Below are 13,642 nucleotides of genomic sequence, written 5' to 3'. Positions count from 1 at the left end.
GGTAGTTCTGCAAGAGCGGTCCTTCTTTGCTTACTCTTTTAAGGTCCAATGCTTTTCTTATTTGACATTCTGCACTTTCAGTTTGATAATTTGTCTTATAGCATGTACGGAGAATCGAAGGAAGTGGAACAGTGGAAGAGCAGAATCAATTTTATCGGGATACATGGGCAGAAATCGATTTAGATTGCGTAAAAGAAAACGTGCAACAAATGAAATCCTTGCTTCCGCAGGATGTTGCGTTAATGGCGGTTGTTAAAGCAAATGGCTATGGACATGGGGATATACAAATTGCAAAGGCGGCAATTGAGGGCGGTGCATCTTATTTAGCGGTAGCCTTTCTTGATGAAGCATTAGCACTAAGAAAAAAAGGAATCAATGATCCGATTTTAGTATTAGGAGCTACGAGGGCTGAATATATTAATATCGCTGGAAAAAACAATATAACGTTGACATTTTTTCAAGAAGAGTGGGTCAGAGAGGCACAAGCTCAATTGGCTGAAGATGTGACTATTAAGCTGCATCTTAAATTGGATACAGGAATGGGACGAATCGGTGTTCGAGAGTGTCCAACTGTACAGTCGATTGAGGCTCTTATTATGGACGATAAGAGAATGGAGCTAGAGGGCGTATTCACCCACTTTTCGACGGCCGACAGCCCTGAATTACATTATTTCAAGCTGCAGCTGCAACGGTTTGAGGAGCTGGTAAATGCGTTTCAAACAAGACCGAAGATGCTCCATGTTAGCAACAGTGCAGCAGCGCTGCGAAACATCGCTCCGTATTTGAATGGTATTCGCTATGGAATTGCAATGTACGGTTTAACTCCTTCTCCAGCAATTAAAGAAGAGCTACCTTTTCAGCTTAAGCCTGCTTTTTCATTACGGACAAAGCTTATTCATGTGAAGAAGCTTCTGCCTGGTGAGAAGGTTAGCTACGGTGCTACGTATGAAGCGAAGGAGGAAGAATGGATTGGCACTGTTCCGATTGGATACGCAGATGGGTGGTTGCGAAAACTTCAAGGACAGGAAGTGCTCATTGAGGGTATGAGAGTACCCATAGTGGGTAGAATATGCATGGATCAATGTATGATAAAGCTTCCCTTTGAGTTACCAGTTGGAACCATTGTTACATTGATTGGGGTAAACCAAGGGGAGATGATATCCATCGATGAGATTGCAGATAAACTGGAAACGATTAATTATGAAATTCCTTGCATGATCTCTAATCGGGTGCCTAGGGTGTATATACAGGCGGGCAAACAGGTTGATATGAAGAATGCTATTCTTCATTAACATGCCTTTAGTCAGTGAATTATCATGATTTATGCATAAAAATTGCTTTTTTTGGTCGATAATACAGAAGAATTCATGAATTGCCTTTGCATCTAGGTGGATTGATGGTATTATAAAATATGGTATAGATAGAATGAAACGACTTTCTCATTTAGAGCTTTAGAGAAAAACTGGAAACCCCACGGACAAGGTAGTACAGTACAAAAAATGGTGTGTAGTGATGGTGGAGGTGTATGTTTGTGTCTGAGTCCAGCGCAACAACAGAAATCTTGGTAAAGTTACCGCAGCATCTTTTAACTGAATTGGATGGTTATGTGAAACAAGAAAATGTTAACAGAAGTGAGTTTATTTATCAGGCGACAAAAATGTATTTGCGCGAACGGAAAAAGAGACAAATTCGTGAGTCCATGAGACGTGGTTACATGGAAATGGCGAAAATCAATTTATCTATTGCTTCGGAAAGCTTTCAAGCAGAATATGAGGCAGAACACACAGTTGAACGTTTAGTAAGCGGGGGATAATCCTTTGATTGTTAAACGTGGAGACGTTTATTTTGCAGACCTTTCCCCAGTTGTTGGCTCAGAGCAAGGTGGTGTCCGTCCAGTCCTTGTCATTCAGAACGACATCGGGAATCGTTTTAGTCCCACAGTCATTATTGCAGCAATTACCGCACAAATTCAAAAAGCAAAGCTGCCTACACATGTTGAGATTGATGCGAAGCGATATGGGTTTGAGAGAGATTCTGTAATCCTGTTGGAACAAATTCGAACGATTGACAAACAACGATTAACCGATAAGATTACCCATCTTGATGACGAGATGATGGAAAAAGTGGACGAAGCATTACAAATAAGCTTAGGTCTCATAGAATTTTAACCTTCTTCAATAAAAAGAAATAGACTAAATGGGAAGTTTTTAACCCGGGTATTACACGATCTGTGGAGGATGTTTCAGGTTTTGAATAAATAATAAAATAACACTATAATGAAATCTGATCTGAATTCACCGAGATGAATTTTGATATACAACGCTCTTTGCAAAAAAGAGCGTTTTTTTACACCATTTAGCTCTTCTTAAAGGAAGGGGTCTTATAAGTTTGAGCCATTTTACGTAAATTATGAGTCATTTTGTTCCTTTTTTGAGGGGGCAATTCCGTGCTACAATGAAATCTTTCATCATACTGTGTGCTGCAAGGACAAGTGAAAAACTTGTCCTTTTTTATAGGTTAGAAAGTATAAATTTAGTTACAGCCACCGTCTTTAATAAGTGGTTCTACTTCTGCAGTGGTATATGGAGTATATCTTGTTATTATTCCCGTCAGAAATCTTTACTTGTAAAAGTAAATTTCATCAGACAATGCAGCTAATTACAAAGAAAACCTCATTAACTAGCCCAAATTTTTAATCATCATCATATAAAAATACATCTATTTATATAAGTTGTAATGCTAAGTGTTGAAAGGTATCTTTCAAAGTATTGCTGAACTTCGTCTTTATATTTAATGTCATTGTATGCCAACAGCTAAAAATTCCTCACTTTGTCCTACTCCCATACTAGAAACACCATATTTTTTATTAGCTTCATCATAAGTATTAGTGTCAAAAAATTTTTCTATAAATGGACTTTCAATAGTCAGTTTTGCTTTTATAATAGTCCTTTTGAAGGAGTTTATTTAATGAGAAAATGGGTAAATAAAACAGTCTTAGTGTAGAAGCGGGCAGGTCGTAAGGACAATAAATGTCCATCTTTAGTGGGACCAATATCAAATTGTTTCAAGTTCTGACAATTGATATCATAAAAATAAAAGAAGAAGTCGGATGGGAGATGAGAACATGAACAGGATTATTAATAAATACATACAGGAGCAAAAGGAATATATTTTAAAAGAATGGGTTGAACGGATGAAGGAGAAATCAGATGAACGTGTGCTAAAGGTTGTCTCCAACCAAGTGTTCGTCAGCACAAGCCGTGAATTTGTGGAAATGGTTAGCTCGAATTTAAATGATACAAATGACGAATATAGTGAGCGCTTGCATGATTTTGCTGAAAAAGTCGTGAAGCTTGGCTGGCCCCTAAGCTTTGTAACCGAAGGTATTCAGGTATTTGCTTCGCTTGTTTTTGAAGGAATTAAAGAGGAAAAGCTTGTTAGCAAAGAGGATGAAATGAAGCTTTTTTATGGTATCGATCGCTGGACAAATCCAATGACGAATGAAGTGGTAAATATTTATTCGACTACGTGGGAGCGAACCGTGTCATTGCAAAAAATTGCTCTGCAAGAATTATCAGCACCGCTAATCCCTGTATTTGATGGAATTTCGGTGATGCCCTTGATTGGAGCAATCGATACCGAAAGGGCAAAGCAGATTATGGAGAATCTTCTGAATGGAGTCGTCAAACATCGTTCCGAAGTGGTATTGATTGATATCACGGGGGTTCCTGTTGTGGACACGATGGTAGCTCATCATATCATCCAGGCAGCGGATGCTGTAAGGTTGGTAGGAGCAAGATGCATGCTTGTGGGCATACGTCCTGAAATCGCCCAAACGATTGTCAATTTGGGTATCGACCTCAATCAAATTATTACGAAAAATACATTGAAAAAAGGGATGGAGGCGGCGTTAGAGTTAATGAATAAGAAAATCATACAAGTAGGTGAAAAATCGTGAGAATTCCCATTTTGAAATTATATGATTGTTTGCTTGTATCGATCCAATGGGAGTTAGACGATCAGACAGCTCTGCAGTTCCAAGAGGATCTTTTACATAAAATTCATGAAATAGGGGCAAGTGGAGTTGTTATAGATATTACCTCCATCGATTTTATTGATTCGTTCATTGCCAAAGTATTAGGAGATGTCATTAGTATGTCAAAGCTAATGGGAGCTAAAGTGGTTATTACCGGTATCCAGCCAGCCGTAGCCATTACATTAATCGAGCTAGGAATTAGTTTGAATGATGTTATGACATCTTTAGACTTAGAAAAGGGCCTGGAGAAATTACAACAGGAATTGGGGGAATAATTGAATGGAAAACCAATCCTGCGTAAATATCCAGACTGAATGGGACATCGTTGCGGCAAGGCAATTAGGCCGAAATGTTGCTAAGGAGCTTGGGTTTGGCATTGTCGACCAAGCGCGTATAACTACAGCTATTAGTGAATTAGCAAGAAATATTTTTATCTATGCAAACAAGGGCCGGGTATGTATCGAAAAGATCTACGATAAGGGACATGCGGGATTGCGAATTGTAGCCATAGATAATGGACCTGGGATTAATGACATTCGATTGGCGATGGAAGATGGATATTCAACTTCCGGTGGACTTGGAGCCGGATTACCTGGAGTTAAAAGACTAATGGATGAATTCGATATTGTATCATCCAAAGGAAAAGGAACAGAAATAGTTGCAACTAAATGGATCCGCTAGGGGGAACGTTGTATGCCTTTTCGTGAAGTGATGGAAGCGAAATATCGAGACATTCTAACGAAATATATAAAAGAACAATCAGAATCAACATTATACATAGGACAAAAATTCAGTAGAAAATCGATCGAAAATCAGGTTACTCCTGAAGAGATCATTAGCTTACATAAAATGATTTTACAAGAAATATATCCGGATATGCCTGAATATGTTGTGCATTCCTTTGATATTTTACTAGAGATTATGCTTGGATACGGCTTTGCTTATCGAGAGCACCAAAGTCTGCGCGATCAGCAAAAAGAACTTAGATCAGAAATTGAAATTGCAGCAAATGTTCAACAGACCCTATTAGAGACCAAGATTCCTTCAGTTGAAGGGCTCGACATCGGAGCGATAAGTGTACCGGCAAGATTGATGAACGGAGACTATTATAATTTTGTAGAGGACGAGAATGACTGCATCAGTATAGCCATTGCCGATGTCATTGGAAAGGGGATACCTGCCGCTTTATGCATGTCGATGATTAAGTACGCAATGGACAGCATCCCCGCTAATCGGAATGAGCCGAGCATGCTATTGGAAAATTTAAATCGGGTGGTCGAACAGAATGTCGATCGGAGCATGTTTATAACGATGTTTTATGGGATGTACGATTATGCACGGCACGTCTTTTCATATGCTTCCGCAGGTCATGAGCCTGGTTTTTATTACGATGGGAAAAATGAGGAGTTTTCCGAGATTTATGCCAAAGGGCTTATGCTTGGGATTGATAAGAAGACAAAGTACAGACAGTATGAAAAGAATATTCATCCTGGCGATATGATTATTTTGTTGTCGGATGGTGTAACAGAGTGTCGCACGGATGAGGGGTTTGTAGAAAAAGAAACCTTGCTTAACTACATTCGAAAATATATTCATTGTTCCGCTCAAGAAATTGTCAACAACATCTTTAAAGATCTGGAGAAATTGCAAGATTTTCAATTAAGAGATGATTTTACCCTCATTATTATTAAAAGACGTGTTTAATATTTACGGTAAAGGGTAATTGAGAATAAGACTGATAAGGGGAGAGGTAGGTCGGTTATGAACATCAAAATAGAGGTAATGGAACATGACAACTTGCTAGAGGTGACATTAGCTGGTGAAATAGACGCTTATACAGCCCCGAAACTTCGAGAAACCCTCTTTCCACTTTCTGAACAAGAGCAGGTGAATATGGTAGTGGACTTGACTGATGTTGGGTACATGGATAGTACAGGATTAGGAGTATTTGTCGGGGTCTTTAAAAGCATTCGTTCCAAAGATGGTGATTTGAAACTTATTGGCTTATCAAGGCGTCTTATAAGATTATTTGAGATCACTGGTTTAGCAGAAATCATGGATATTAACAGTCAGAATGAAGGTGAAAAAGAATGAGCCAACCTTATGATTATATCGAGATGAAAATTCCTGCTAAGCCTGAATATGTGGGAGTCATCCGGCTTACAGCTTCTGGTATTGCTGGAAGAATGGGTTTTTCATACGATGAAATTGAAGATTTAAAGATTGCGGTTAGTGAAGCTTGTACGAATGCCGCTCAGCATGCCTATAAATCTCAAGAAAAAGGGGAAGTATCGATAGGCTATAGTCTTTATAAGGATCGGTTGGAAATTATTGTTGCTGATCGCGGGACCAGCTTTGATTTGCAAGAATTAAGAAAAAAAATTGGTCCGTATGATCAGGAGAAAGAATCAATTGAGTATATGCGTGAGGGAGGATTAGGCCTCTACCTGATTGAAACATTGATGGATGAGGTGGAATTTCACCACAACGAAGGTGTAACCGTCTTAATGACGAAATACCTGGAGGGAGAGAAGGTGGAGAGTGGTGCAAAAACAATCTCACCCTAATCAGCTAACAAAAGAGGAGATAGATGAGTATATTCAATCCTTTCAGCTTTATGAAGACGAGGAAGCGCAGGCGAAACTCGTTCTGCATTATAAACCTTTAATAGAACATATTGCTCGAAAGTATTCAAAGGGACGCTCCTATCATGAGGATATGGTTCAAGTCGGTGTTATTGGATTGCTAGGAGCGATTAGACGTTATGATGCTAAAGTGGGTAAAAGCTTTGAAGCGTTTGCTGTTCCAACTATCATTGGAGAAATTAAACGGTTTTTGCGGGATAAAACGTGGAGTGTTCATGTACCCAGAAGAATTAAAGAAATTGGACCAAAAATTAAGAAGACAGTTGAGTCGTTGACAACAACGCTTCACCGCTCACCAAAAATTTATGAGATTGCACAAGCGTTAGATGTCTCGGAAGAAGATGTGTTAGAAGCAATGGAAATGGGGAAAAGCTATCAAGCTTTGTCGATTAATCACACTTTTGAAGCCGATTCAGACGGCGGTACGGTCACCCTGTTAGACATTGTAGGAAAAGAAGATTCAGGGTATGAAAAAGTCAATCAAAGATTGGTGCTGGAAAAGGTTCTCTACGTGTTGACAGATCGGGAAAGGGAAATTGTTCAGTACACCTATTTAGATAATTTAAGCCAAAAGGAGACGGGCGAGAAATTGGGTATTTCACAAATGCATGTGTCAAGGTTGCAGCGCAGAGCAATAAAAAAATTAAAAGAAGCGATATTAGCAGATGATACTAACACGGAGTGTCATTCATGAAACATTACGTTACAGGTGATGTTGAAGTATTCGCTTATCAACGAACAAAAGAAGGCAATGTGCAGTGCGGGGATGATTATTTTTATTTATGTACAGAAGATTATTTTGTCTGTGTATTAGCAGATGGACTCGGAAGTGGAGAAAGTGCCTATGAATCAGCTACCGCTGTCGTAGCAATCGTCAAGCAATACCACAATGAAGATGTAGAGACGATGATGGAGAGGTGTAATGCAGAATTAGCAGAAAAAAGGGGAGCTGCAGTAGCTATTTTTAAAGTATATTTCTCAAAGAGGGAGTTTGTTTATAGCTGTGTAGGGAATATCCGCTTTTTCCTCTACTCTTCATCCGGGAAATTAACATATCCGCTGCCAGTAACGGGTTATTTATCTGGTAGGCCGCAAAGTTTTCGAACACAGAATTATGCTTATGAGCAATATTCAACTTTTTTAATTTATTCGGATGGCTTTCATTTCAATGGGTTAAAAAATTTGCTGAATCCAATCAGATCATTGAGCAGCATTGCGGAAGATATTAAAAATAGGCCATTTCCTTTCGCTGATGATGCGACTTTTATCATTGGGAAATTATATTAAATGAGTACCTGTTATTCCTCACGCTTCAACATAAGAAGAGGTCCCAGGTGCTTTTTTATACGCCGGTTTTGATTTTTGGCTTATTTTCTCTCATTGCTTCATGGAATCAGAGGACCATTTAGCATCACTAATAAGACGTGTGAAACTTTGGCATCACACAAAATGAACCAAAAATGAAAAGGTAAAAGTGAATGGCACTCGACCGCCTCCACGCTAGGGATAATAGGTTATTTGCTTAATTTGAAAAGCGGTTGTTTTCCGTCTGCAAATTCCTTATTTCTGTGTTCTCGCAGTTTGCGACCGGCTGTGGCAAAAACACTTTGACCTTCAGATGTGCAATCGGTTTCTTACTTTTGTTAGAATAAGTAGAAGGCGACAATATCATAAATGTTGGAGGAACGTTTCGTGGAGCAAACAATGGATATGCAAGAACCTATTTTAAAAATGATCGCTGCAGAGCAAGCAATATCATTTATATCAGTAAAAAATGTTATATCTTTGCTGAATGATGGCAATACGGTCCCGTTTATTGCCCGTTATCGTAAAGAGCAAACAGGCGCTCTTGATGAAGTTCAAATACGAAATATCATGGAAAGATGGAATTACATACAAAACTTAGAGCAGAGAAAAGAAGAAGTTATTCGTTTGATTGAAGAACAGGGCAAGCTAACTCCGGAACTCAAACGACAAATCGATGCTTCGCTAAAATTGCAGGAGGTCGAGGATTTATATCGTCCTTATAAGCAAAAAAGAAGAACAAAGGCAACTGTTGCAAAGGAAAAAGGGTTGGAGCCACTTGCGGACTGGATATTAACTTTTCCGACTGCTGGGTCAATAGAGGAAAAAGCAAGAGAATTTTTATCAGAGGAAAAGGAAGTTATCACAGTAGATGAGGCATTGTCTGGTGCGAAGGATATTATTGCAGAAACGGTTTCGGATGATGCTGAGGGGCGAAAATGGATTCGAAGGGAAACCTTCAAGTCGAGCATTATTGAATCTTCCATTAAAGATGCAGAAAAAGATGAAAAGAATGTTTATGAAATGTACTATGATTATTCTGAACCAGTCCATAAAATTGTCCCTCACCGTATTTTAGCGTTAAATCGTGGGGAAAAGGAAGAAATTTTAAGGACTTCTCTTAAGCCGAATGTGGAGCGTATTTTAACTTACTTGAATAAAAAATGGATTAAAAATACAACTGCCATTACGGCTCAGCTCGTAGCAGAGGCGATTGAAGATGGCTATAAACGTTTGATTCAACCTTCAATTGAGCGGGAAATTCGCAGTGAATTAACGGAAAAAGCGGAAGAACAGGCCATCCATATCTTTTCAGAGAATTTGCGGAAGCTATTGCTGCAACCACCGTTAAAAGGAAAAGTCGTGCTTGGAGTGGATCCGGCCTATCGCACAGGCTGCAAGCTCGCTGTCGTGGATGAAACAGGAAAGGTTTTAAAAATAGATGTTGTTTACCCGCACCCTCCAAGTGCCAAACCGAAGGAAGCGAAAGAAAAGGTTGAAGCGATCCTGAATCAATATGACGTTGAGGTTGTGGCCATTGGAAATGGTACAGCATCAAGGGAAACAGAACAATTTATCGCAGATATACTAAAGGAACAAAAAAAGGCGATTTTTTATTTAATTGTAAATGAAGCCGGTGCTAGTGTCTATTCAGCATCCGATATCGCTCGTGAAGAATTTCCTGACTTTCAGGTTGAAGAAAGAAGTGCGGTATCAATTGCTCGACGACTTCAAGACCCGCTTGCGGAATTGGTGAAGATCGATCCTAAGTCTGTTGGAGTTGGGCAATATCAGCATGATGTTTCGCAAAAAAGATTGAATGAATCACTCACTTTCGTGGTGGAGACGACTGTTAACCAGGTTGGAGTAAATGTGAATACAGCATCTGCTTCATTGCTGCAATATGTAGCTGGGCTGTCTAAAGCAGTTGCTAATAATATTGTTAAAAAGCGTGATGAAGAAGGCAAGTTTAGTAAAAGGGAGCAGTTAAAGAAAATTCCGAGATTGGGTGCGAAGACTTATGAGCAGGCAATTGGCTTTTTAAGAGTGATCGATGGAACTGAACCGCTTGATCGTACAAGCATTCATCCGGAAAGTTATCCTGAAGTAAAGCGACTTTTGAGCAATCTTGGATTTACAACGAATGATCTTGGTTCAGAAGCGTTAAAAACCGTTTTGTCAAAGGTTAATATAAAGGATATCTCTGTAGAGCTTGAAATAGGGGAGCTTACGTTAAAGGATATTATTGATGCGTTAATGAGTCCTGAACGCGATCCGCGAGATGATCTTCCAAAACCTTTGTTAAAAAAAGATGTATTAAAACTTGAAGATCTTAAAGCAGGTATGGAGCTCCAGGGAACAGTGAGAAATGTCGTCGATTTTGGGGCATTTGTGGATATTGGTGTGAAACAAGACGGCCTTGTCCATATTTCTAAATTAAAACAAGGATTTGTCAAGCATCCGCTCGATGTTGTCTCAGTTGGTGACGTCGTAACTGTATGGGTGGAATCTGTTGATGTGAAAAAAGGAAGAGTTGCCTTGACAATGCTGTCACCACAGGAATAGTGGCGCAAAATGACAAGCTGCACGATTCGGATGAGAGTTGTGTAGCTTGTTTATTGACGGCCTTGGTTTTTTGAATGATTAGAATCTTGGTCGGTCAAAAAGAATTCATTTATTAGGCTTATAAATGTCGATGTTGCTTTCTGACTCCATAAAACGATGGGAGAAAACGAGATTTCTCCTATCGCTTTATGGAACCCTTTCAGTTATGCTGAAAGGTATGTGAAACTAGGTTTCACACGAAATGAGCCAAAAAAGTGTTTTATCAATGGCTCAAGCATTAGGGGATGTATCGTAATTTATTGCTTGTAAACAGTACATGTTCAGGAGCAGTGTTTTTTTCTGTAAAAGAACCAGCATTGATTCAGCAATTTAATTTGATGACGGTTTTTCTCAAGAAAGGCTCTTTGCATTTGATTTTGGAACCAAGTTGGCATGGTGAGACCTCCCAGTTTTAAAATTCAAAGGGTATATACAATGTATGCTATAATGGGTTGTCATGTTTACTTATAATGGAGAGGAATACGTTTTATGGAGGAATTTCAACTACAAGGGCTTGTTGAAAAGTTGTCACTGGAGTTTTTCCAGAGGCCATTCAAACATAAAGCGATTTTTAATAATCGTTTGCGTACAACAGGTGGCCGCTATTTATTGAAATCTCATAACATTGAAATAAACCGAAGGTATTTGGAACAATTGGGTGAGGAAGAATTAATCGGCATTATTAAGCACGAGCTTTGCCACTACCATCTTCATTTGGAGGGAAAGGGCTATCGGCATCGCGATGCTGACTTTAAAAAGCTTTTAAAAAAGGTTGGAGCTCCCCGTTTTTGTAACGTATTGCCCGATGGTCCGGAGAGAAAACGCAGTTATAAGCTACATGTTTATAAATGCTCCAATTGTGGTCAGGTTTTTAAAAGAAAGAGAGCTGTAGATGTATTACGATATGTATGCGGAAAGTGCCGAGGTAAACTTATCCAAATGAATGGTTGACATTTCGAAAAAAGGATGTTAATTTATATTTCCGCGCACAAAGGTGTAAGTCGAAATTACTTATATTTTTGTTCTTGACTTGGATATAACATCTCATTATAATATGAAGAGTCGACAAAAGAGAGACGGTATAAAACACATTATTCCGCGGTAGCTCAATGGTAGAGCAACGAGCAAAGCATCATGAAAGTGCTGCGAGTTGTACTCATCGAGTTGCTGCTTGGTTTGTCTTTCTGAGATGAGGACAATCGGTAAGGGATAGTGGGCTTAGGAACGAATATTTTTTATTCCGCGGTAGCTCAGTGGTAGAGCAATCGGCTGTTAACCGATCGGTCGTAGGTTCGAATCCTACCCGCGGAGCCACCATTTTGGATTGTGGGGAAGTACTCAAGAGGCTGAAGAGGCGCCCCTGCTAAGGGTGTAGGTCGCGCGAGCGGCGCGAGGGTTCAAATCCCTCCTTCTCCGCCATTATATTTTTAATGGCCCGTTGGTCAAGCGGTTAAGACACCGCCCTTTCACGGCGGTAACACGGGTTCGAATCCCGTACGGGTCACCAATTCTTCTCAACCTGTTTCCTTTATTTCATTGAAAAGATTTTGCTCACGCGGAAAATTGTCATTTTCACTAGTGTGAAAAAAGGAAGGAAAGCTATTTTCTCCTACGTCGAAAAAGACAAAGGAAAGTTATTTTCACGATAGTGAAAAAACATTGGTCCGGTAGTTCAGTTGGTTAGAATGCCTGCCTGTCACGCAGGAGGTCGCGGGTTCGAGTCCCGTCCGGACCGCCATTGCTTTTTAATATTGGGCTATAGCCAAGTGGTAAGGCAACGGACTTTGACTCCGTCATTCGTAGGTTCGAATCCTGCTAGCCCAGCCAATTTTTTAGAAGTGATTGCTTAGAACGGTACAGCAGCCAGGTAAATTCATTTTTGAATTTGTTATCTTATTCCAGTCGATCCGTTATTTGAATGCTCCTTCTGAGATGGTGACATCACAGATGCCTTAAAGAATTTGGCAGTTGCACTTATTTAGTTTAGAGCCATTAGCTCAGTCGGTAGAGCATCTGACTTTTAATCAGAGGGTCGAAGGTTCGAGTCCTTCATGGCTCATCAAAGTTTTTTCGACGGAGGAGAAATAACTTTCCTTAATATACGTCAGTAAAAACTTTTTATTATTTTGCAAGTGCAAAAATAATAGTCTGCGGGTGTGGCGGAATTGGCAGACGCACTAGACTTAGGATCTAGCGCCGCATGGCGTGGGGGTTCGACTCCCTTCACCCGCATCATTAATTACCACTTGAAAATAATATTCTTTTTGCGTATAATATTATTTATCGCTTCTTTAGAATAATGCGGTCGTGGCGGAATGGCAGACGCGCTAGGTTGAGGGCCTAGTGGGGGCAACCCCGTGGAGGTTCAAGTCCTCTCGGCCGCACCAAAAAGTTTTGAAAGAATTGTTGACAATCAGATTGTTATTGTGATATAATGATTAAGTTGTCTTTCGGATAGGATGCGCCCGTAGCTCAATTGGATAGAGCGTTTGACTACGGATCAAAAGGTTAGGGGTTCGACTCCTCTCGGGCGCGCCATACATCGGGAAGTAGCTCAGCTTGGTAGAGCACTTGGTTTGGGACCAAGGGGTCGCAGGTTCGAATCCTGTCTTCCCGACCATGAGTTGTTACGCACGACCAAGATAGAGCAGGGAAGATTAAGTAAAATTACAATAATAAATGCGGGTGTAGTTTAATGGTAAAACCACAGCCACGAGCCTTGCTCCTATGAATTATCAACGAGTTGCCTCGACGATTAATCATCTATGAATAATCAAGAAGAGTTAGAGGCATGTAAGGCCAAGATAGGGCAGGAAAGTTAAGTAAAATTACAATAATAAATGCGGGTGTAGTTTAATGGTAAAACCACAGCCTTCCAAGCTGTTGTCGTGGGTTCGATTCCCATCACCCGCTCCAATAAAATTTTACACAATTGCACTTTGAAAACTAAACAAATCATACGTCAACAAATAATTATAGTGGAGGCTATCTTTCTTTAAGAAGCTGAAACTAGCCAACGTTTATTTTAAACCTAAGAGCTAATCTTACTCTT

General features: G+C 39.8%; 14 protein-coding genes and 11 tRNA genes. 24 read left to right on the top strand and 1 reads right to left on the bottom strand.

Annotated features, from left to right (window positions below; all coding sequences use genetic code 11):
* The first annotated feature begins 131 nt into the window (after positions 1 to 131).
* The 12 genes from alr to FCJ93_RS18920 all read left to right on the top strand — a co-directional run bounded on the left by alr (position 132) and on the right by FCJ93_RS18920 (position 10,551).
* Positions 132 to 1,292, top strand: coding sequence for an alanine racemase (gene alr, locus FCJ93_RS18975; protein WP_137744398.1), 1,161 nt, complete (start codon positions 132 to 134; stop codon positions 1,290 to 1,292).
* Between the two features lie 239 nt (positions 1,293 to 1,531).
* Positions 1,532 to 1,813, top strand: coding sequence for a CopG family ribbon-helix-helix protein (locus FCJ93_RS18970; protein ID WP_095311795.1), 282 nt, complete (start codon positions 1,532 to 1,534; stop codon positions 1,811 to 1,813).
* 4 nt (positions 1,814 to 1,817) lie between these two features.
* A complete protein-coding gene (gene ndoA, locus FCJ93_RS18965) occupies positions 1,818 to 2,168 on the top strand; it encodes a type II toxin-antitoxin system endoribonuclease NdoA (protein WP_019156408.1) in 351 nt (116 codons plus the stop codon).
* A gap of 956 nt (positions 2,169 to 3,124) precedes the next feature.
* On the top strand, positions 3,125 to 3,958 hold the full coding sequence (locus FCJ93_RS18960) for an RsbT co-antagonist protein RsbRA (protein ID WP_095311775.1): 834 nt from the start codon (positions 3,125 to 3,127) through the stop codon (positions 3,956 to 3,958).
* Entirely contained in the window at positions 3,955 to 4,311 is a 357-nt protein-coding gene (locus FCJ93_RS18955) for an STAS domain-containing protein (RefSeq protein ID WP_095311777.1), read from the top strand. Before FCJ93_RS18960 ends, FCJ93_RS18955 begins: the two co-directional genes overlap by 4 nt.
* A 4-nt stretch (positions 4,312 to 4,315) precedes the next feature.
* On the top strand, positions 4,316 to 4,717 hold the full coding sequence (locus tag FCJ93_RS18950; RefSeq protein WP_095311779.1) for an anti-sigma regulatory factor: 402 nt from the start codon (positions 4,316 to 4,318) through the stop codon (positions 4,715 to 4,717).
* Positions 4,718 to 4,729: 12 nt separating this feature from the next.
* Positions 4,730 to 5,740, top strand: coding sequence for a PP2C family protein-serine/threonine phosphatase (locus FCJ93_RS18945; protein WP_095311781.1), 1,011 nt, complete (start codon positions 4,730 to 4,732; stop codon positions 5,738 to 5,740).
* Between the two features lie 57 nt (positions 5,741 to 5,797).
* Entirely contained in the window at positions 5,798 to 6,130 is a 333-nt protein-coding gene (locus FCJ93_RS18940; protein WP_095311783.1) for an anti-sigma factor antagonist, read from the top strand.
* Entirely contained in the window at positions 6,127 to 6,603 is a 477-nt protein-coding gene (gene rsbW, locus FCJ93_RS18935; RefSeq protein WP_095311785.1) for an anti-sigma B factor RsbW, read from the top strand. The genes FCJ93_RS18940 and rsbW overlap by 4 nt, the downstream gene beginning before the upstream one ends.
* Positions 6,581 to 7,375: an RNA polymerase sigma factor SigB gene (gene sigB, locus FCJ93_RS18930; RefSeq protein ID WP_095311787.1), complete on the top strand. Its 795-nt coding sequence runs from the start codon at positions 6,581 to 6,583 to the stop codon at positions 7,373 to 7,375. Before rsbW ends, sigB begins: the two co-directional genes overlap by 23 nt.
* Positions 7,372 to 7,968, top strand: a complete 597-nt coding sequence (locus FCJ93_RS18925) for a PP2C family serine/threonine-protein phosphatase (RefSeq protein ID WP_095311789.1) — start codon at positions 7,372 to 7,374, stop codon at positions 7,966 to 7,968. Before sigB ends, FCJ93_RS18925 begins: the two co-directional genes overlap by 4 nt.
* A 405-nt stretch (positions 7,969 to 8,373) precedes the next feature.
* Positions 8,374 to 10,551: a Tex family protein gene (locus tag FCJ93_RS18920; protein WP_095311791.1), complete on the top strand. Its 2,178-nt coding sequence runs from the start codon at positions 8,374 to 8,376 to the stop codon at positions 10,549 to 10,551.
* Between the two features lie 320 nt (positions 10,552 to 10,871).
* Here FCJ93_RS18920 and cmpA read toward each other — a convergent pair whose 3' ends face one another.
* Complete coding sequence (gene cmpA / locus FCJ93_RS18915; protein ID WP_087946650.1) at positions 10,872 to 10,985, bottom strand: cortex morphogenetic protein CmpA; 114 nt, start codon at positions 10,983 to 10,985, stop codon at positions 10,872 to 10,874.
* Positions 10,986 to 11,079: 94 nt separating this feature from the next.
* Between cmpA and FCJ93_RS18910 the strand changes: the two genes are divergently transcribed.
* From FCJ93_RS18910 to FCJ93_RS18855, 12 genes are all read left to right on the top strand, one after another.
* On the top strand, positions 11,080 to 11,541 hold the full coding sequence (locus FCJ93_RS18910; RefSeq protein ID WP_095311793.1) for a SprT family protein: 462 nt from the start codon (positions 11,080 to 11,082) through the stop codon (positions 11,539 to 11,541).
* A 288-nt stretch (positions 11,542 to 11,829) separates the two neighbouring features.
* Positions 11,830 to 11,904 (top strand) — tRNA-Asn (locus tag FCJ93_RS18905).
* Positions 11,905 to 11,918: 14 nt separating this feature from the next.
* Positions 11,919 to 12,009, top strand: a tRNA-Ser gene (locus FCJ93_RS18900).
* 13 nt (positions 12,010 to 12,022) lie between these two features.
* Positions 12,023 to 12,097 (top strand) — tRNA-Glu (locus tag FCJ93_RS18895).
* A 154-nt stretch (positions 12,098 to 12,251) separates the two neighbouring features.
* A tRNA-Asp gene (locus FCJ93_RS18890) sits at positions 12,252 to 12,328 on the top strand.
* A gap of 14 nt (positions 12,329 to 12,342) precedes the next feature.
* Positions 12,343 to 12,417 (top strand) — tRNA-Gln (locus FCJ93_RS18885).
* Positions 12,418 to 12,576: 159 nt separating this feature from the next.
* Positions 12,577 to 12,649, top strand: a tRNA-Lys gene (locus FCJ93_RS18880).
* Between the two features lie 91 nt (positions 12,650 to 12,740).
* Positions 12,741 to 12,822: transfer RNA gene (locus FCJ93_RS18875), tRNA-Leu, on the top strand.
* 69 nt (positions 12,823 to 12,891) lie between these two features.
* Positions 12,892 to 12,977, top strand: a tRNA-Leu gene (locus FCJ93_RS18870).
* 74 nt (positions 12,978 to 13,051) lie between these two features.
* Positions 13,052 to 13,128 (top strand) — tRNA-Arg (locus FCJ93_RS18865).
* Between the two features lie 5 nt (positions 13,129 to 13,133).
* A tRNA-Pro gene (locus FCJ93_RS18860) sits at positions 13,134 to 13,210 on the top strand.
* Positions 13,211 to 13,432: 222 nt separating this feature from the next.
* Positions 13,433 to 13,506, top strand: a tRNA-Gly gene (locus FCJ93_RS18855).
* Positions 13,507 to 13,642 lie beyond the last annotated feature (136 nt).

Origin of the sequence: Robertmurraya siralis (assembly GCF_005502275.1) — a bacterium.
In the GTDB taxonomy this organism is placed as follows: domain Bacteria; phylum Bacillota; class Bacilli; order Bacillales; family Cytobacillaceae; genus Robertmurraya; species Robertmurraya siralis.
This window is presented reverse-complemented; position numbering and strand designations above follow the sequence as displayed.